The organism is Sulfitobacter sabulilitoris (assembly GCF_005887615.1).
GTDB classification, from domain to species: Bacteria; Pseudomonadota; Alphaproteobacteria; order Rhodobacterales; family Rhodobacteraceae; genus Sulfitobacter_E; species Sulfitobacter_E sabulilitoris.
Genome location: NZ_VANS01000006.1, coordinates 102,285 through 118,841, shown reverse-complemented (window position 1 = coordinate 118,841; position 16,557 = coordinate 102,285). Strand labels below are relative to the sequence as shown.

At 63.1% G+C, this 16,557-nt stretch carries 14 protein-coding genes and 1 pseudogene; 3 read left to right on the top strand and 12 right to left on the bottom strand.

Annotation, left to right across the window (positions count from 1 at the left end; translation table 11 throughout):
- Positions 1–1,051 (top strand): annotated as a pseudogene (locus FDT80_RS18950) (paraquat-inducible protein B); the annotation flags it as partial.
- Between the two features lie 3 nt (positions 1,052–1,054).
- The gene (locus FDT80_RS17420; protein WP_138663609.1) at positions 1,055–1,618 is read left to right on the top strand and encodes a PqiC family protein; all 564 of its coding nucleotides are present in this window, start codon (positions 1,055–1,057) and stop codon (positions 1,616–1,618) included.
- Between the two features lie 3 nt (positions 1,619–1,621).
- Here the strand turns inward: FDT80_RS17420 and FDT80_RS17415 are convergent, their stop codons facing one another.
- On the bottom strand, positions 1,622–2,752 hold the full coding sequence (locus FDT80_RS17415) for a pyridoxal phosphate-dependent aminotransferase (protein WP_138663608.1): 1,131 nt from the start codon (positions 2,750–2,752) through the stop codon (positions 1,622–1,624).
- 51 nt (positions 2,753–2,803) lie between these two features.
- Here FDT80_RS17415 and FDT80_RS17410 point away from each other — a divergent pair, with 51 nt between their 5' ends.
- Positions 2,804–3,556, top strand: a complete 753-nt coding sequence (locus tag FDT80_RS17410; protein WP_138663607.1) for an MBL fold metallo-hydrolase — start codon at positions 2,804–2,806, stop codon at positions 3,554–3,556.
- Positions 3,557–3,620: 64 nt separating this feature from the next.
- On the opposite strand, the gene FDT80_RS17405 is transcribed toward FDT80_RS17410, so the two are convergent.
- The 11 genes from FDT80_RS17405 to FDT80_RS17355 all read right to left on the bottom strand — a co-directional run bounded on the left by FDT80_RS17405 (position 3,621) and on the right by FDT80_RS17355 (position 16,538).
- Positions 3,621–4,343, bottom strand: a complete 723-nt coding sequence (locus FDT80_RS17405) for an SDR family NAD(P)-dependent oxidoreductase (RefSeq protein ID WP_138663606.1) — start codon at positions 4,341–4,343, stop codon at positions 3,621–3,623.
- Between the two features lie 70 nt (positions 4,344–4,413).
- Complete coding sequence (locus tag FDT80_RS17400; RefSeq protein ID WP_138663605.1) at positions 4,414–5,667, bottom strand: flavin-dependent oxidoreductase; 1,254 nt, start codon at positions 5,665–5,667, stop codon at positions 4,414–4,416.
- Between the two features lie 39 nt (positions 5,668–5,706).
- Positions 5,707–6,825 (bottom strand): CaiB/BaiF CoA transferase family protein, encoded by a 1,119-nt coding sequence (locus FDT80_RS17395; protein WP_138663615.1) that lies wholly within the window; start codon positions 6,823–6,825, stop codon positions 5,707–5,709.
- Complete coding sequence (locus tag FDT80_RS17390) at positions 6,825–7,787, bottom strand: ABC transporter ATP-binding protein (RefSeq protein WP_138663604.1); 963 nt, start codon at positions 7,785–7,787, stop codon at positions 6,825–6,827. Before FDT80_RS17390 ends, FDT80_RS17395 begins: the two co-directional genes overlap by 1 nt.
- Entirely contained in the window at positions 7,787–8,767 is a 981-nt protein-coding gene (locus FDT80_RS17385; RefSeq protein ID WP_138663603.1) for an ABC transporter ATP-binding protein, read from the bottom strand. Before FDT80_RS17385 ends, FDT80_RS17390 begins: the two co-directional genes overlap by 1 nt.
- Positions 8,767–9,723, bottom strand: coding sequence for an ABC transporter permease (locus FDT80_RS17380; RefSeq protein ID WP_138663602.1), 957 nt, complete (start codon positions 9,721–9,723; stop codon positions 8,767–8,769). The genes FDT80_RS17385 and FDT80_RS17380 overlap by 1 nt, the downstream gene beginning before the upstream one ends.
- Positions 9,723–10,703, bottom strand: coding sequence for an ABC transporter permease (locus FDT80_RS17375; RefSeq protein WP_138663601.1), 981 nt, complete (start codon positions 10,701–10,703; stop codon positions 9,723–9,725). The genes FDT80_RS17380 and FDT80_RS17375 overlap by 1 nt, the downstream gene beginning before the upstream one ends.
- A gap of 57 nt (positions 10,704–10,760) precedes the next feature.
- Positions 10,761–12,326 (bottom strand): ABC transporter substrate-binding protein, encoded by a 1,566-nt coding sequence (locus FDT80_RS17370; RefSeq protein WP_138663600.1) that lies wholly within the window; start codon positions 12,324–12,326, stop codon positions 10,761–10,763.
- Positions 12,327–12,498: 172 nt separating this feature from the next.
- Positions 12,499–14,079: an ABC transporter substrate-binding protein gene (locus FDT80_RS17365; protein ID WP_138663599.1), complete on the bottom strand. Its 1,581-nt coding sequence runs from the start codon at positions 14,077–14,079 to the stop codon at positions 12,499–12,501.
- Between the two features lie 149 nt (positions 14,080–14,228).
- Entirely contained in the window at positions 14,229–15,551 is a 1,323-nt protein-coding gene (locus FDT80_RS17360; protein WP_138663598.1) for an aspartate aminotransferase family protein, read from the bottom strand.
- Between the two features lie 15 nt (positions 15,552–15,566).
- Complete coding sequence (locus FDT80_RS17355) at positions 15,567–16,538, bottom strand: C45 family autoproteolytic acyltransferase/hydrolase (RefSeq protein ID WP_138663597.1); 972 nt, start codon at positions 16,536–16,538, stop codon at positions 15,567–15,569.
- Positions 16,539–16,557: the final 19 nt, after the last annotated feature.

The window sequence follows — 16,557 nt, the reverse complement described above, 5'->3', positions numbered from 1 at the left end:
TCTGGGCATTCAGCCGGCGCGCCTGGGGCTGCAGGGCGACGTCACCGCCGAGGCGGCGCTCGACTTCCTCAAGGGGCGGGTGCGGGAAGGAATGCGCGCGCGCCTCGCGTCGGCCAGCCTGCTGACCGGTGGCCTCAAGGTCGAGCTGGTCGAGGTCGAAGACGCCCCCCAGCGCGAGATCGTCCAGATCGGCGACAGCATGCCGATCATGCCCGACACCGAAAGCGAGGTATCGGACGCCGCCGCCACGGTCGAAGGGGTGTTCACCAGGATCAACAATCTGCCAATCGAAGACCTGCTCAGCAGTGCGATCGAGTTCTTGAACAGTGCACAGACGCTGATCGCGAGCGATGCGTTGCGAGAGACGCCGCAAGACATTCGCGATCTGCTGGCCGATGTGCGCGGCATCGTGAATTCCGAGGATGTCCAGGACATTCCGGTCACCCTGAACGCCGCCTTGGGGCGAATCGAGGGGCTCTTGGACACGCTTGAGACCGAACAGACAGTGGCCAAACTGGTCGCCACCCTTGAGGCCGCAACCGGTGCGGCCGAGGATGTCGGCGCCGCAGTGGATGGCGTTCCGGCCCTGATCGAACAGTTGAACGCTGTGGCCGCCAAAGCGGAAGGCCTCCCGGTGGAGGAATTGACCACCGAATTGACGGCGCTCGTGGCTTCGGCGGATGCGGTTCTGGCCACGCCCGGCGCGCGGGATCTGCCCGCGTCACTGAATGACGCCCTGGAGGAAATCAACCTGACGCTGCGCGAATTGCGCGAAGGCGGGGCGATCGTCAACACCAACGCCGCACTTGCATCGGCGCGCGATGCGGCCGATGCGGTGGCGGTGTCGGCGCAGGACTTGCCCACGCTCGTGGAGCGGATCTCGCAGGTGTTTTCCCAGGCCAGCGCGACCATTGAAGGTTACAACCAGGGCGACGTGATCAGCCGCGATGCACAGGCCGCGCTGCGTGATATACAAAAAGCGGCCGACGCGGTAACGTCGCTGGCACGGCTGCTGGAACGCAATCCAAGTGCACTTATTCGGGGACGTTAGAGAATGTACGGTATGAAATCGGGGCTGGCTCTTGCGATGGCGGGTGTTCTGGCGGCATGTGGGTCGGCGGACCGGTATCCGGTGGCCTCGCCCCCGGTGACGGAAGAGGTTCGGATCGCCTTCAACACGGTGGAGGTCCGCGATGTATCATTGCCCGCCTACGCGGCCTCGGATGAAATTCACCGCCAGGACGCCACCGGCAAACTGGTAAGCGACGGCTCCGTGCTCTGGGCCGACAGCCCCGAGCGCGCCGTCGCGCTTGAATTGAGCCGCAACCTTGCCCGGTTGACCCGCGCCCGCGTCGCATCCGAGCCATGGCCCTTCGAGGCCTTTCCCGATGCCCGGCTCGAAGTCCGCTTTGAAAGCCTGATCGCGGGCGCCGACGGTCAGTTCCGCGCGTCGGGGCAGTATTTTGTCGGCGTGCCCGATGGCCGCCGCGAACGGTCGGGCCTGTTCGATCTGGCCGTGCCGTTCAATCCGCAGGGTGGACCGCAAGCGATCGCGCAGGCGCGCGGGCAGGTCATTCTCGATCTGGCAAGCTTTATCGCGCGCAACGGCCTGCGCTAGCCTTTAATCGGCGGGCCAGTCGGCCAGCGCGCGGGACAGACGGTTCAATCCTTCGTCAAGATTGGCCGCCGCACCGCCACCGACGCCAAGCCGGATATGTCCCGGTTGGTCATACGCGCTGCCGGGCAGCAGGAACGTGCGGTATGGCGCGTCGAGCAAACGGCGGGCAAAGCCGTCGCTGTCGATCCCGCCTGGCAAGCGCCCAAGACCGATCAGACCTGCGCGCGGGCTGACCCAGCTCAATCCGGGTTGCGCATCGACCCAGTCGTTCATCCGGGCCAGATTTGCGCGCCCTGCCCTGCGCGCCTCTTGCATTGCCGGGGCCAGCCTGTCGGGACGCAAGGCGATTTCGGCGATGACTTCGCCCATGATGTTCATGATCTCGCTGGAGTTTTCGCGCAGGATCACCGCGTCCATCACCATGTCTGGATCGGGACAGATCAGCCAGCCTGTCCGCAACCCCTGCAACCCTAGCGCCTTGCTGACCGACCCGGTCGTGATCCCGCGCTTGTACATCCCGGCGATAGACGGGGCGCGCGCGCCATCCCACTCCAGCCCGGCATAAACCTCGTCGACCAAGAGCCAGGCGCCGACGCGGTCGGCGATCCGAACCAGGTCGTGCAACTCGGCCTCCGCGAACCGCTGACCGGTGGGATTGTTCGGATTGGTCAGAAAGATCATCCGCGTCCTGTCCGTCACGGCATCGGCAAGCTGATCCAGCGGCAGACGCCAGTCATCCTCCTCGCGCCGTGCCACGCGAACGATCTTTGCGCCGATCGCCTTGGCCAGAACCTCTGCCTGCGGCCAGCCCGGTGTTTCGATGACGATTTCATCGCCGGGCTGAACCAATTGCATGATGGCAAGGTAATTCGCCTCTGCCGCTCCGGCGGTGATCAGGACATCCTCTCGGGCGCAGGTGCCGGTCAGGCCGGCCTGTGCAAGAACATGATCGCGCAACTCGGGCAGACCGCGGAAATCACGGTTGTTCCAATCCAGCGACAAGTCCGGATCAAGATCGTCGAGGTAATCGCCCAGCCTGGGAGAGGCAGAGAGCGAAAACCCCACGATCGCCTCCGGGGCGGCATCGGTGGTTTCCAGAAGGTATTGAAACAATGTGTGTATCTTGACTTTCATACCCATGCCCCGGACTAATTCATGCACCAACAAGAAAGGTTTCGATCCGATATGCAACCACTTTTGCAAGGGCGGCCGGTACGGCTGGCGGTAATGGATTACGGGCTTTTCGAGGTTCACGCAGGTCCGCGCACCATCGGCATCTGTGGCTTTGTCATCCAGACCGATGCACAGGAGACCGTGCTGATCGACAGCGGCTTTCCGGCGAAATACGCGCAGGACGCAGAGGCGGCGACGGCAGAGGATTCGTTGGGCAGTTTCGGCCGCGTCCTGTCGCTGACGGAGGAAAACCTGCCCGATGGGCAACTGGCCAGGCTCGGGCTGGCCCGTGCCGACGTGGACCTGATGATCCAGAGCCATACACATATCGACCACGTTGGCGGATTGGCGGAGTTTGCGGGCGTGCCGATCTTGATCGCCGAGGCAGAGCGCGCCCTGCCCCGACCGCTGTATTGGTCGGGACAGCAGGCGATGGAATGGCCAGACCGGGACTACCGGCTTGTAACGGAGGACATGAAGCTTGGACCGGGTTTCGACGTTCTCCTTTGTCCCGGGCACGCGCCCGGTCAGTTGGCGTTCATGATCGAACTGCCGCAAACCGGTGCGGTCTTGCTGACCTCCGACGCGATCAGCCGTGCGTCGGAGGTGGACGAGAAATTCGCGGGGTCATGGGACGAGGCATTGGCCATTCACCATGGCGCCCGATTGATGGACATGGCGGCGCAGCGGCGCGCGATGGTGATTTACGGGCACAGCCCGGAACAGTGGCCGACACTGCGCAAAGCGCCGGAGTGGTATCGCTGAGCCATCCGGAACACCGTTTCCTTGCAGAGAGAACGGCCCGAATTTTCGTGAATTCAGCGCCCGCTCAGCGGACGTCGCGGCCCTGGTTCAGGATGATGACATTGCCGCTCGAGATATCGCCGGCGGGCGAAATCAGGAAACCGACCCATGCGGCGATTTCCGAGGGTTGCATCGCACGACCGTGCGGCATTTCGGCGATGGCCGCCTCCAATACCTCTTTGCTGACCACGCCGAACAGCGGCGTTTCGGTCATTGCGGGCGCGATGGAATTCACCGCGATCTTGTCGCGCGCAAACCGCCGCGCCAGATCCTTGGTCAATGTATCGAGGGCCGCCTTCGATGCGCGGTAGTGCGGCGGATCGAAGGCATCGAAATTGTAGGCGCCGTTGGACGAGATGTTGACGATCTTGCGCACTCCCTCCCGTCCGGTCATCTGTTTCACGGCCTCCTGGCAGCAATGAAAGGCGCCGGAAAAATTCAGCGCCATCTGTTTCTCGAACTCGGCGACCGGAATGTCGGGAAATTCCGACATGAAACAGGTGCCCGCGTTGTTGACCAGTGCATCGACACCGCCATGATCGGTCTTGATCGTGGCAAAGGCCTTGGCGATGGCGTCCGGATCGGTCAGATCGACGGGCAGGCCGGTAAATCCGGGCGCATCCATGTCCGCCAACCCGCCGACATCCAGATCAAGGCCGACGACGTGCAGCCCGTCGTCCATCAGTCGCTTCACGATGGCCCGCCCCATGCCGCCTGCCGCCCCTGTGATCACTGCGATCCGTGTCATGATCTTTCTCCTATGCGCCTGATTTCAGGGCACTATGAAAGAAACAGCACGGCTTGGCCAGACCGTGGCGTCACACCACCGGAAGGATCGGCAACTGTGCGTTCAGCGTCTCGACCCCGAAGCCCGCCAACGCCTTGTAACGGTCGGCATGCGCGGCGAGTTCGGCCCTGGGTATGACGTCTTCGACATCGTCGAATGTGCCGCCGCAGCGGTCTTCGACCATCTGCAACACCGCGTCCGGGCCACTACCGCGATTGGCAAGGATCACCTTTTCCATCCTCGGTCGGATCAGGCTCTCGAACGCGATCAGCGCGTCGGGGGTTTGTCCATGCCCGCGGATCATCGCCGCGATCTGGCGTGCGTCGACGATGGCCTGGCTGGCACCGTTGGACCCTACCGGATAGGTTGGATGCGCCGCATCGCCCATCAGGGTGACGGCGCCGTTGGTCCAGCGCGGGATCGGATCACGATCCACCATCGGGTATTCAAAAACCTCGGTCGCGGCGGCGATCATCGCGGGCACGTCCAGCCAGTCAAATCGCCAATCCGCGAAGGCCGGCGCAAAATCCGCAAGCTTGGCGGCCCGGTTCCAGTCTTCCTTGCGCCAGCCCTGCGCCGGATCGACACGCAGTTCCGCGATCCAATTGATCGTCGCCAGCCCGGTGTCGGGGTCGGGCGCCGAGATAGGATAGGTCACGATACGCTGCGTGTCGTGCCCGGCCAGCGCCATGTCGGCACCGCCCAGAAAGGGGGCCATCCGGGTTGTGCCGCGCCACAGGATCGCGCCACCCCAGATCGGCGGGCCTTCGCCGGGATACATTTGCGTACGCAGGGCGGAATGGATTCCGTCCGCTGCGATGACGACCGATCCTTTGGCCTGCGTCGGCCCGTCCGGTCCGGCCAGGTGCAGCACCGCCCCGGTGCCCTGCGTCGTAAAACCGGTGGCGCGATGCCCGGTCACGATACAGTCGCGTCCGGCTCGGCTTACCAGCGTGTCATGCAGCAACATCTGCAATCTGCCGCGATGAACCGAAAATTGCGGCCAGTAATATCCGGCCCACGTCCCGCGCGGTTCCCGCCAGATCTCGAGCCCGGTCTTGGTATGAAAGCCATAGCTTTGCGTTCGGACCCCGATGGAGTCCAAGGCGTCCTCGAGGCCAAGATCGAATAGTTCGCGCACCGCGTTGGGTTGCAGGTTGATGCCAACACCCAACGGTCCGATCTTTTGGACGGCCTCGTAGATGCGAAAGGGAACGCCGATCTGGTGCAGCGACAGGCCGAGCGACAAGCCCGCGATCCCTGCTCCGGCAATGATGACTGTCATGGGCGGATCCTTTTGTTGCGTGCAAGCGTGGCGCCGTGTTCAGGTCAGGCTGCCATCGGCCTTCAACGCGGCAATCCCGGCGTCATCATACCCCAGATCGGACAGGATCGCGTCGCCGTCGGCGCCGATGGCGCCCGGTGCGGCGGGGCCGTCGGCGGGCGTGCGTGAAAAACGCGGTGCCGGTGCGGCCTGCGTCACTCCGCCGATATCGACAAATGTGCCGCGCGCGCGGTTATGCGGGTGCAGCGTCGCCTCGGAAAACGACAGAACCGGGGCAACGCATGCATCGGTCCCCGCAAAGATCGCCGCCCATTCATCGCGGGTCCTGGTTTTGAAGATCTCGGCATAGCGGGTGGTTTTTTCGGCCCATGTGGTCGTGTCGTTCTGGCTGGCCTGATCTGTGTCCGGCAGGCCGGCGCGCGCCAGAAGTTCGGCAAAGAACTGCGGCTCAAGCGGCCCGACGGACACGAATTTCCCATCCGCACAGGTATAGCAGCGATAAAACGGCGCCGCGCCATCCAGCCAGTTGGCCCCGCGCGATTGGGTCCATTGTCCCTTGGCCAGCATCATGTGAATCAGGCCCATCATCGCGGGCACGCCATCGACCATTGCCGCGTCGACGACCTGCCCCTTGCCCGAGACGCCGCGTTCGATCATGGCCGCCAGCACCCCGAACACCAGAAACATCGTGCCGCCGCCGTAATCCGCCACAAGGTTCAGCGGCGGCACCGGCGGTCTGTCCGCCTCGCCCATAGCGTGCAGCGCTCCGGTCAGCGCAAGGTAGTTGATGTCGTGCCCGGCCGCCTGTGCCCACGGACCGTCCTGACCCCAACCGGTCATGCGCCCATAGATCAACCTGTCTGGGCAATCCTGCGGCCCTAGGCCAAGCCGCTCCATCACGCCGGGGCGGAACCCTTCGATCAGGATGTCCGTGCGTTCGAGAAGACGTTGGACCACCGCCAGACCGTCGGGCGATTTCAGGTTCACGGCGAGAGAGCGTTTGCCCCTGCGGTTTACGTCCGCGGGATCGGCGCGCGCGCTCTTGCGGTCGATGGTGATGACATCGGCGCCCAGATCCGCCAACAACTGGCCGGCCAGCGGCGCGGGACCAAGGCCCGAAAATTCCACCACCCTGAGCGATGCAAGCGGGCCCGCCATCATTCGGCCATGTGGCACGCAACACGCGCCCCGCGCAAAGGGCGCATTTCGGGGCGCTCGCGGCTGCATACGGGGGCTGCCAGGGGACACCGCGGATGATAGGCGCAGCCCGGCGGCGGGTTGATCGGGTCGGGGATTTCACCGGTGGGCGGTGTCACCTCGCGACCAAACCCGTCCAACTGCGGCGCAGCGTCAAGCAACATCTGGGTATAGGGATGTTTAGGATCGTCGAACAATTCCTGCGGCGTGGCTTCCTCGACCAGGCGACCCAAGTAGAGTACCCCGATGGTATCGGCCATATGTTGCACGACCGTCAAGTCATGGCTGATGAAGAGATACGTCAGGCCGAACTCGTCCTTGAGGTCGCTCATCAGGTTCAGCACCTGCGCCTGCACCGACACATCCAGCGCGCTCGTCGGCTCGTCGCAGACGATCAGCTTTGGCTCTGACGCCAGCGCGCGGGCGATGCAGATCCGTTGCCGTTGGCCACCGGAGAATTCATGCGGGAACTTGCCGGCGTCGCGGGCCGAAAGCCCGACCTGTTCCAGCAGCCTTTCGGCCATGCCTTCGGTATCGCCGCCCCGTGCGGCCACGGGTTCGACGATGATGTCGCGCACCCGCCAACGCGGATTGAGCGAGGCATAGGGATCCTGAAAGATCATCTGGATATCGCGGCGTACGTCGTCGATCTTTTTGGCGTCGGATTCCCGTGCCAGATCGACGTCGCGAATTTTGACCGAACCCGACGAGGGGTTCAAAAGCCCCACAAGCATCTTGCCGATGGTCGATTTGCCCGATCCGCTTTCGCCCACCAGCGCATAGACGCGGCGCTCCTCGATTTCGAAACTCACGTCCGACACGGCGGTCAGAAACGCTTTCTTTCGCCGTTCCACCACGCGGTTCAGCCAGGGTTTCGAGACATCGAATACCCGCGTCAAACGGTCAACGGAAACGAGAGCCATCAGGCACCGCCTTTCGGGTCAAGCGGGAACCAGCAGGCCGCGCGGTTGTCATGCGCGGCCAGCGTCGGCGCGGGATTGGCGCGGCATTTGCCCTCTGCCCTGGGGCACCGCGGATGGAAGGCGCAGCCATCGGGCAATGCATCAAGCTGGGGCATCGCGCCCGGGATCTGGTGCAGCCGCGCCTTGCCTTTTGACGCCAGCGGCGTGGAGCCCATCAACCCCTTGGTGTAGGGATGGCGCGGTTCGGTCAGCACGTCGCGCACGGGCCCGAGTTCGGCCAGTTTTCCGGCATACATCACCGCCACGCGGTCGGCGGTTTCCGCGATCACACCCATGTCATGGGTGATCAGCATGACGGCCGTGCCCCGGTCGCGACAGAGCCGTTTCAGCAGCGCGATGATCTGTGCCTGCACCGATACATCCAGCGCCGTCGTCGGTTCGTCGGCAATGATCAACGATGGCTCTGCACAAAGCGCGAGGGCGATCACCACGCGTTGACGCATCCCGCCCGAGAATTCGTGCGGATAGCTGTCCACACGGTCGGCCGCGCCGGGAATGCCAACTTCCTCGAGCGCGGCGATGGCCCGTTTCTGTGCCTCGTCGCGGCTGATATCGAGATGCGCCAGCATCGTTTCGGTCAACTGGTCGCCGATCTGCAGCAGCGGATTGAGCGAGGTCAGCGGGTCCTGAAAGACCATGCCGATTTCCTTGCCACGCAAGCGGCGCATGGCGTTTCCGGTCAATTGGTCGATGCGCTGGCCCTTCAGCCGGATTTCGCCCTGCGCGATATGCGCGGGCGGGTTCAGCAGGCCGATGACGGCATTGCCGGCCATCGACTTGCCCGCCCCGCTTTCACCGACCACGCCGAGGATTTCACCGGCCGCGATGTCATAGCTGACACTGTCCACGGGCCGCAGGATACCATGGCGCGTGGGAATTTCGACCGTCAGGTCGCGGATGGACAGGATAGGATCACTCATTACCGAAGCCTTGGGTTCAGCGCATCGCGCAGCCAGTCGCCCAGCAGGTTCACGCTGAGCGCGAGCACCAGCAGCGTCACGGCGGGGAACAAGAGAATCCACCATTCGCCGGAAAACAGGAACCCCTGACCGATGCGGATCAGGGTGCCCAGGCTGGGCTGCGTGGGCGGTGCGCCGACGCCCAGAAACGACAGGGTCGCTTCGGCAATGATGGCCAGCGCCAGCGAAATCGTGGCGATCACCAGAACCGGGCTGAGCACATTGGGCAGGATATGGCGGAGCATGATCGCCCCCGACCCGCGCCCGATCAGGCGGGCGGCCTGCACGTATTCCTTGTTCTTCTCGACCAGCGTGGCACCCCGTACGACGCGCGCGAACTGCACCCAGTCCGACAGGCCGATGGCGATGATCAACACCCAGATGGCCATCTGGTCGCGGTACTCCACCGGGGTGATGCCCTTTGCCACGCCAAAGATCAGCATCGCCACGAGGATCGCGGGAAAGGTCAGCTGCACATCGGCGATGCGCATGATGATCGTTTCGGTCCAACCGCCGACATACCCCGCGATCAGACCCAGCGTCACGCCCAGCACCATCGCGAACAGCACTGCCGCCGCGCCGACGAACAGCGAAATGCGCATACCGTAAAGAATGGTCGAGAACACATCGCGGCCCTGATCGTCGGTGCCCAGCCAGAAAGTATCGCCGGTGAAGGCATTTGGCGTCATCGGCGCGGAAAACCCGTTCATCAGATTCAGCGACGACGGATCAAAGGGATTGTGGGGTGCGATCAGCGGCGCGAAAACCGCGCAAAGCACCATCAGCATGACAACCGCGGTTGCGACGATGGCGACCGGAGAGTTCTTGAACCGGTAGACGAAATCACTGTCCATCGCGACGCGGAAGGTCGAGCGTTCTTCGGTCTTGAGAGCTTGCGGGGGGGAGGTATCGACCATCAGTGCGCCTTTGTCCGGTCCACGCGCAGGCGCGGATCAATGGTGAAATAGAGCAGATCCACGATCAGGTTGATGCCGACGAACATGACCGAAATCAGCATCAGATACGCAGCCATTACGGGAATATCGACGAACTGGATCGCGTTGATGAACAACAGCCCGACGCCCGGCCATTGAAACACGGTTTCGGTGATGATCGCGAAGGCGATGATGCTGCCCAGTTGCAAGCCGGTCACGGTGATCACCGGAACCAGGGTATTTTTCAGCGCGTGGCGGAAATTCACCGTCCGTTCGCGCAGGCCGCGGGCGCGCGCAAAGCGGATATAGTCCTGCCGCAGCACCTCGAGCATCTCGGAGCGCACAAGCCGCATGATCAATGTCATCTGGTACAGGCCCAGCGTGATCGAGGGCAGGATGAGCGCCAACAGCCCACTTTTGGTGAGGAACCCGGTACTCCATCCGCCCAGTTGCACGGTATCGCCGCGCCCGAAACTGGGCAGCCAGCCCAATTCGACCGAAAAAAGGTAGATCAGCAGGATCCCGATCAGAAAGGTGGGCAGACTGACCCCGATCAGAGATATCGACATGATCGCGTTGGCCGCGAACCCGTCGCGCCGGATCGCGGTAAAGACGCCCAGCCCGATCCCGATGCTGATCGCCAGGAAACCCGACACCGCGGCCAGTTCAAGCGTGGCCGGCGCGCGTTCCATCAGAATGTCCGACACCGGGCGCCCTTGGCGGTAGCTGACACCGAAATTGCCCTGCGCCGCATTGGCGAGGAACTTGTAGTATTGCACCGGAAACGGCTGGTCGAGGCCGAGCGTCGTGCGCAGGCGTTCGATGTCGGCTTGCGTGCGTTCCTGGCCCAGCATGTTGTCGATCGGATCGCCGACGAAACGGAACATGGAAAACGCCACAAGCCCCACGATCAGCAGAACGAGCGCCGATTGCGCGACACGCTGTATCACGAATGCCAGCATGATCGTGGACCCCTTTCGGTGGTGTCTTGGCGGCGCCCGAGCGGAGCGCCGACCGGATTAGTTGACCGTCACCCAGCGCAGGATAAAGAAATCATCGGGGCGTTGGGTCAGGTCGATGTCGGCCTTGGTGCCCCACACGAGCGGTTGCACGTAAAGCGGAACATAGGCAACCTCCTCCTGCAATATCCGCGCGGTCTCGTCCAGCATTGCCTGACGTTTCGTATCGTCAATCTCGGACTGGATCATGGGCAGCAGCTCGTCCACGCGTGCGTTCGAATAACCGCCGAAATTCCAGCTTCCCAGCTTGGCGTCTTCGTTCGGTGTCGCCGCCAGAAAGCGGATCGGATGTTCGGCGTCGAAGGTGCCGGGCGACCAGCCCAACAGATACATGTCGTAATTGTCGGCGCGCAGTTCGGGCCAGTAGTTCTGCACCGGCATTGCGTCCAGCGTGGCCTTTATACCGACCTGCGCCAACATCCCGGTGATGGCCTGGCACACGGCCTCGTCGTTCAGATAGCGGTCGTTGGGGCACTTGAGGCCAAAGGAAAACCCGTCGGGATACCCGGCCTCGGCCAGCAGCGCGCGGGCGGCATCGGGGTCATGGGCGGGGCGATCCGACAGCGACGGGGTGTAGCCGCGCATCGCGGCGCTGACCAGTTGGCTGGCGGGTTCGGCGCTGCCGCGCATGATGGTTTGCAGGATGGCCGGCACGTTGATCGCATGAGCCACTGCGCGGCGCACCCGGACATCGGCAAAGGGGTTCGTGTCCGATGTTTCGGCCGAATATTTCAAGGCATCGGCTTCATGCGGAAAGCCCAGCATGATGATCCGCGCCTCGATCCCCTGGATGACCTCGACCGATGGATCGGCCTTGAGCCGGGCGACATCCTGAATGGGCACCGGGTTGATGAAATCGACGTCACCCGAAAGCAGTGCCGCCACGGCCGTGGCCGGGTTCTGTATGGGCGTGAATTCGGCACGGGTGATGTTATGTTCGGGCGTGCCCCACCAGCCATCGAACGGCTCGAGCACCGTGCGCAGGCCCGGTTCGCGGGCAGTGACCCGAAACGCGCCGGTGCCATTTGCGTTGAGCGTGGCGAAATTGCCCTGATCCTTGTCGGGGCGGGTCGCGTCGTTGGCCTCGGCCCAGCCGCTGTCCATGATCATCCAGTTGGCGATGCTGTCGGGAAAGATCGGGTTCGGGGCCGTCGTCATGATGTCGATGGTGAAATCATCCACCACGTTGACCTGCGACACCGGGGCGAACCAACTGCGGGTGTCGGCCTCCTCGGAAGAGGCACGTTCGTAGGAAAACAGCACGTCCTGCGCCGTGAATGCGCTGCCGTCCTGAAAGGTGACGCCCTGGCGGAGGATGAACCGCCAGCCCTCGCCATCGCCGATCGGCTCCCAGCCGGTGGCGAGCGCGGGCTCGATCGTCATGTCCTTGCCACGTCGCACGAGGCCCTCGTAGACGTTGTTCAGAAAGCCGAGGACCGGGGCGGAGTTGACCGCGTGTGGATCCATCGTCTGGGGGTCTGTGTTGGACGCCCAGGTGAAGTCGGCGGCGTGCGCGGCTTGGGCGGCAACGAGCGCGAGGGCGGTGGCGGAAATCGAGCGGAGCATGAAGATTGTCCTTGTCTTGGGTGTCGGCACCGAGCCGAAGGAGCGCCCCATCGGGGGCGCACGCCTATTATAAGCAAGAGTTGGGGGCTGTCTGCCCCCAAACCCCCGACGGTATTTTCATCATTTGGAAGACGGAATGTGGCGCGCGTCGGGACCGCGCGCCACGGTGGGATCAGTTCATCTTGAAGTATTTGAACTTTGGCGTGTCTTCGACATCGACGACCGTGTCGACGTTCGATTTCATCCCCCAGTTCAGCACCTGGTGGTGGATCGGGATATACAGCGCCTCGTCCTGAACGACCGTCCAGATATCCGCAATCATCGCGTCACGCTTTTCCAGGTCCGTCTCGGATGCCAGCGCTTCGATCTGGGCGTCGATGTCGGCGTTGGAGTACCGCGTGCCATTCCAGGAGCCGTATTTTTCGTCCCGGCTGTGCACGAGGAAGTTGAAGATATATTCGCTGTCATAGGTCGGAACGCCCCAGCCCAGCATGTAGAAATCCGTCTCGAGCGTGTTGATCAGCGGGAAGTGCTGTGCCTTGGGCTTGGCGTCGAGATTCACGGTGACGCCGATCTGAGACAACATCCCCACGGCGGCCTGGCAGATCGCCTCGTCGTTGACGTAGCGGTCATTGGGGCAGTCGAGCTGGATCGAGAAGCCGTCACCGTAGCCGGCCTCTTGCATCAGGGCCTTGGCGGCGTCCACATCGGTTTTCGACGACGCGTCCATCGTCTCGTCCCAGCCGTTGACGAAGGGTGGGGCAATCATGCCGGCGGGCTGGCTTTGGCCGCGCATAACGACCTGCTGGATCGCGTCGCGGTTGATCGCCATCGACATCGCGCGGCGCACGCGCACGTCGGCCAGGGGGTTGGCACCTTCGACGTTGTCATTGGCGAGGTCCGCATCGCCCATGTTCATGCCAAAGAAGATGACCCGGTTCTGCGGTGTGGTGCGGACATCCAGCCCGTCGGTGCCGCCGACCCGGTCAAGGTCCTGGACCGGCACGTCCTGGATGAAGTCGACCTCGCCCGACAAGAGCGCGGCGACGCGGGTCGCGGCATTCTGGATCGGGGTGTATTCGACGCGGGTGACCTCCATCGGGAAGTCGTCCTTGCCCCAGTAGTTCTCATTGATCTCGATCACGGTCTTCACGTCGGGCTCGCGGCTCACCAGCTTGTAGGGGCCTGTGCCGTTGGCGTTCTTGGCGGCATAGGTGTCTTCGCCGCCTTCGTAGTCCTGCACCTTGACGGCATCGTTCGCCTCGGCCCAGGTCTTGTCCATGATGAACATGTTCGTGAGGTTGTTGGGCATGATCGGGTTCGGGCCGTTCGTCTCGATCTCGATCACGTATTTGTCGGCGGCGCGGACTTCTTTGACCGAGGCGAGCAATTCCTTGTAGTCGCTGTCGGCGGTCATCGCGCGGTCCAGGCTGAATTTCACGTCTTCGCTGTCGAATTCCGATCCGTCATGATAGGTTACGCCTTCGCGCAACTGGAAAATCCAGACATTCGGGTTTTCTTCGGAAGGGGCCCATTGTGTCGCGAGACCCGGAACCATCGTGCCGGTCATGTCGCGCAGGACCAGTGGCTCCATGATCTGGTGGTTGAGGGCGGTTGTCGGCCCCTCGTTCTGGGCGTGCGGATCGAGCGTGAGCGAGTCGCCCGCGCGCGCCCACCGCAGCGTCTCGGCGCTGGCCAGTGCCGTGCTGGACAGCAGCAACGCCGCGGACAGGACTGTTTTCGTGATCGTCATCTTTGGTCTCCCCATGTTTGGTTTTTATCGGCACAATCTTTTGCACCGGCTCTGATTTGGCAAGGCCCTTCAAGGCGTTCCACTGGGTCAATATTGAAATCACTGCATTATTTTCCGCAGCGCCGGGTTTTTCGGCACCGGAACGCGGATCAGGCCAGGGCCTGTTCGATGCTGCGGTCAAGCTTGTCGACCAATTCGTCGATCTGCCGATCTTCGATGATGAAGGGCGGGGCCAGCAGCACGTGATCGCCGGATTTTCCGTCGATCGTGCCGCTCATCGGATAGCAGATCAGCCCGTTCTCAAAGGCGAGCTTCTTGATTTTTCCCGCCAGCCCGCGCTTGGGATCATAGGGGGCCTTGGTGTCGCGGTCCTCGACCAGTTCCAACCCCATGAAGAGACCTTTGCCGCGTATGTCGCCAATATTTGCATGCTGGCCGAAACGGGCCTGTAAGGCGCGCCGCAACTTGTCGCCCTGAACGGTGACGCGGGGGATCAGGTTGCGGTCAAGCAGGGCACTGACGACTGCATGCGCGCCCGCCGCGGCGGTCGGATGGCCAAGGTAGGTGTGGCCATGTTGGAAAAAGCCCGATCCGTCAGCAATCGTGTCGTACACGGCCGAAGTGCAGAGCATCGCGCCGATGGGCTGGTAACCGGCACCCAACCCTTTTGCGATGGCGAGAATGTCGGGCACCACGTCTTCCTGGGTGCAGGCGAACAAAGCGCCGGTGCGCCCCATGCCGCACATCACCTCGTCGAGGATCAGTAGGATGCCGTGCCGGTCGCAGATCTCGCGGATGCGTTTGAAATAACCGGGTGCAGCGGTCAGCGCACCGGCCGTCGCGCCGACGACGGGTTCCGCGACAAAGGCCATCACGGTTTCGGGGCCGACCCTTTGCAACTCTTCCTCCAGCAGGTTGGCGGCGCGCAGGCCATAGTCCTCAAGGCTTTCGCCTTCGCGGCGCAGGCGATATTCGTAGCACGGGTCAATGTGGCTGACGTCCATCAAGAGCGGTGCGAACTGCGCCCGTCGCCATTCGTTTCCGCCCGTCGCAAGCGCCCCCAGCGTGTTGCCATGATAGCTTTGCTTGCGGGCGATGATGCGTCCGCGGTTCATGTCGCCGCGTTCGTAGTGATATTGCCGGGCAAGTTTAAGCGCGGCCTCCATCGCCTCGGACCCGCCCGAGACCAGGTACACCCGGTCCAGATCGCCGGGCGCGTGTTCGACCAGAAGATCGGCCAGCTTTTCCGCGGGCTCTGAAGTGAAAAAGCCGGTGTGGGCATACGCCAGCGTATCGAGTTGGTTCTTGATGGCGTCTATGATCGTTCGGTCGCCGTGCCCAAGGCAGGACACGGCCGCACCACCCGACGCATCCAGATATTGCTTGCCGCTTGCATCGGTCAGGTAGCATCCCGCCCCCGACACGGCGACAGGTGGGGCGCTTTTCGTGTGACGGGGAAAGATATGGGACATGGTGCGAAATCCTTTTCAGGCGGCTCCGGGAATCTGCACACGCCGACCCCCTTCGTGAAAATTGTTCATTGCCAGCGACCAGACCGTGCCCGGCCAGCGCAGCTCCATCTCTTGCAGGCGCGGGCGATACACGGCTGTGTAGAGCGTACCGAACCCGGCGTTGAAAGCAGTTGAATAAAGTGGCGGCTTGAGAAAGGCGCTGATGAATTTGTCCTGTGGGTCGCGGTGCAGCGTCAGCCGGTGCAAGAGGAAACGTTCGCGTTCGACCGTGGCGGTAAACCGCGCGTGGCTGACCCACTCCACGTTTTCCTGGTGGTTCGTGGCCACGGCGGCATGGGTGATGATGGTCTTGCGGTCGGGCGACATCATCGCGGTCAGGTAGCGCCGCTTCTTGTCGAGAACCGTGACGTTATAGCTCATGTGCGTCGGGACGCGGGCCAGCACGGCGCCGGCTTCCTCGACGGTTGTGCAGGTTTGCAGCACATAGCGCAGGATCAGCGGCACACCGAACCCTTCGCCCACCACGCGCCGTCCGCCAAAGGTCAGCGAAATGGCGAGGCCAGCGGCATTCATGCCATCAACCATCCCCCAAAGCCCGTCGCTGGTGCCCATCACGCGGCGGCCCTGCCAGTTGGTGCGCAACACCAGGCTGTCAAAGGCATTGGGATTATAGTCGTAATTGCGCACCAGAACCGGCTCCTTGCCGGTCCAGATCGCCTGACTGCAGCCTGCAAGGTAGGGCGGCGGGCAATAGAAGCTCAGAAACCGCGCGGCATGATCGCCGCCGCCCGCCAGATCGCAAAGATCTTCCCACAGCGGTACGATCTCGGGCATGTGCTCTTTCAGGGCGCGGCGGGACTGCGCATAGGTCGGGCGCGCGGTTTCGCCCTCCTTGAGCCACCAGCGCCGGTAGTCGGGCCAGTATTCGTCGAAAAGCCCGGACCATTTAGGTCCGGGCGTTTCTTCGGAGAGTGCGCGCCACATCATGGGTTGCGCGGTCCTTTCA

Excerpts from the sequence above, each read along its gene's own strand:
- FDT80_RS17420 (WP_138663609.1), top strand. The coding sequence starts at position 1,055 with ATGTACGGTATGAAATCGGGGCTGGCTCTTGCGATGGCGGGTGTTCTG.
- FDT80_RS17415 (WP_138663608.1), bottom strand. The coding sequence starts at position 2,752 with ATGAAAGTCAAGATACACACATTGTTTCAATACCTTCTGGAAACCACC.
- FDT80_RS17410 (WP_138663607.1), top strand. The coding sequence starts at position 2,804 with ATGCAACCACTTTTGCAAGGGCGGCCGGTACGGCTGGCGGTAATGGAT.
- FDT80_RS17405 (WP_138663606.1), bottom strand. The coding sequence starts at position 4,343 with ATGACACGGATCGCAGTGATCACAGGGGCGGCAGGCGGCATGGGGCGG.
- FDT80_RS17400 (WP_138663605.1), bottom strand. The coding sequence starts at position 5,667 with ATGACAGTCATCATTGCCGGAGCAGGGATCGCGGGCTTGTCGCTCGGC.
- FDT80_RS17395 (WP_138663615.1), bottom strand. The coding sequence starts at position 6,825 with ATGGCGGGCCCGCTTGCATCGCTCAGGGTGGTGGAATTTTCGGGCCTT.
- FDT80_RS17390 (WP_138663604.1), bottom strand. The coding sequence starts at position 7,787 with ATGGCTCTCGTTTCCGTTGACCGTTTGACGCGGGTATTCGATGTCTCG.
- FDT80_RS17385 (WP_138663603.1), bottom strand. The coding sequence starts at position 8,767 with ATGAGTGATCCTATCCTGTCCATCCGCGACCTGACGGTCGAAATTCCC.
- FDT80_RS17380 (WP_138663602.1), bottom strand. The coding sequence starts at position 9,723 with ATGGTCGATACCTCCCCCCCGCAAGCTCTCAAGACCGAAGAACGCTCG.
- FDT80_RS17375 (WP_138663601.1), bottom strand. The coding sequence starts at position 10,703 with ATGCTGGCATTCGTGATACAGCGTGTCGCGCAATCGGCGCTCGTTCTG.
- FDT80_RS17370 (WP_138663600.1), bottom strand. The coding sequence starts at position 12,326 with ATGCTCCGCTCGATTTCCGCCACCGCCCTCGCGCTCGTTGCCGCCCAA.
- FDT80_RS17365 (WP_138663599.1), bottom strand. The coding sequence starts at position 14,079 with ATGACGATCACGAAAACAGTCCTGTCCGCGGCGTTGCTGCTGTCCAGC.
- FDT80_RS17360 (WP_138663598.1), bottom strand. The coding sequence starts at position 15,551 with ATGTCCCATATCTTTCCCCGTCACACGAAAAGCGCCCCACCTGTCGCC.
- FDT80_RS17355 (WP_138663597.1), bottom strand. The coding sequence starts at position 16,538 with ATGATGTGGCGCGCACTCTCCGAAGAAACGCCCGGACCTAAATGGTCC.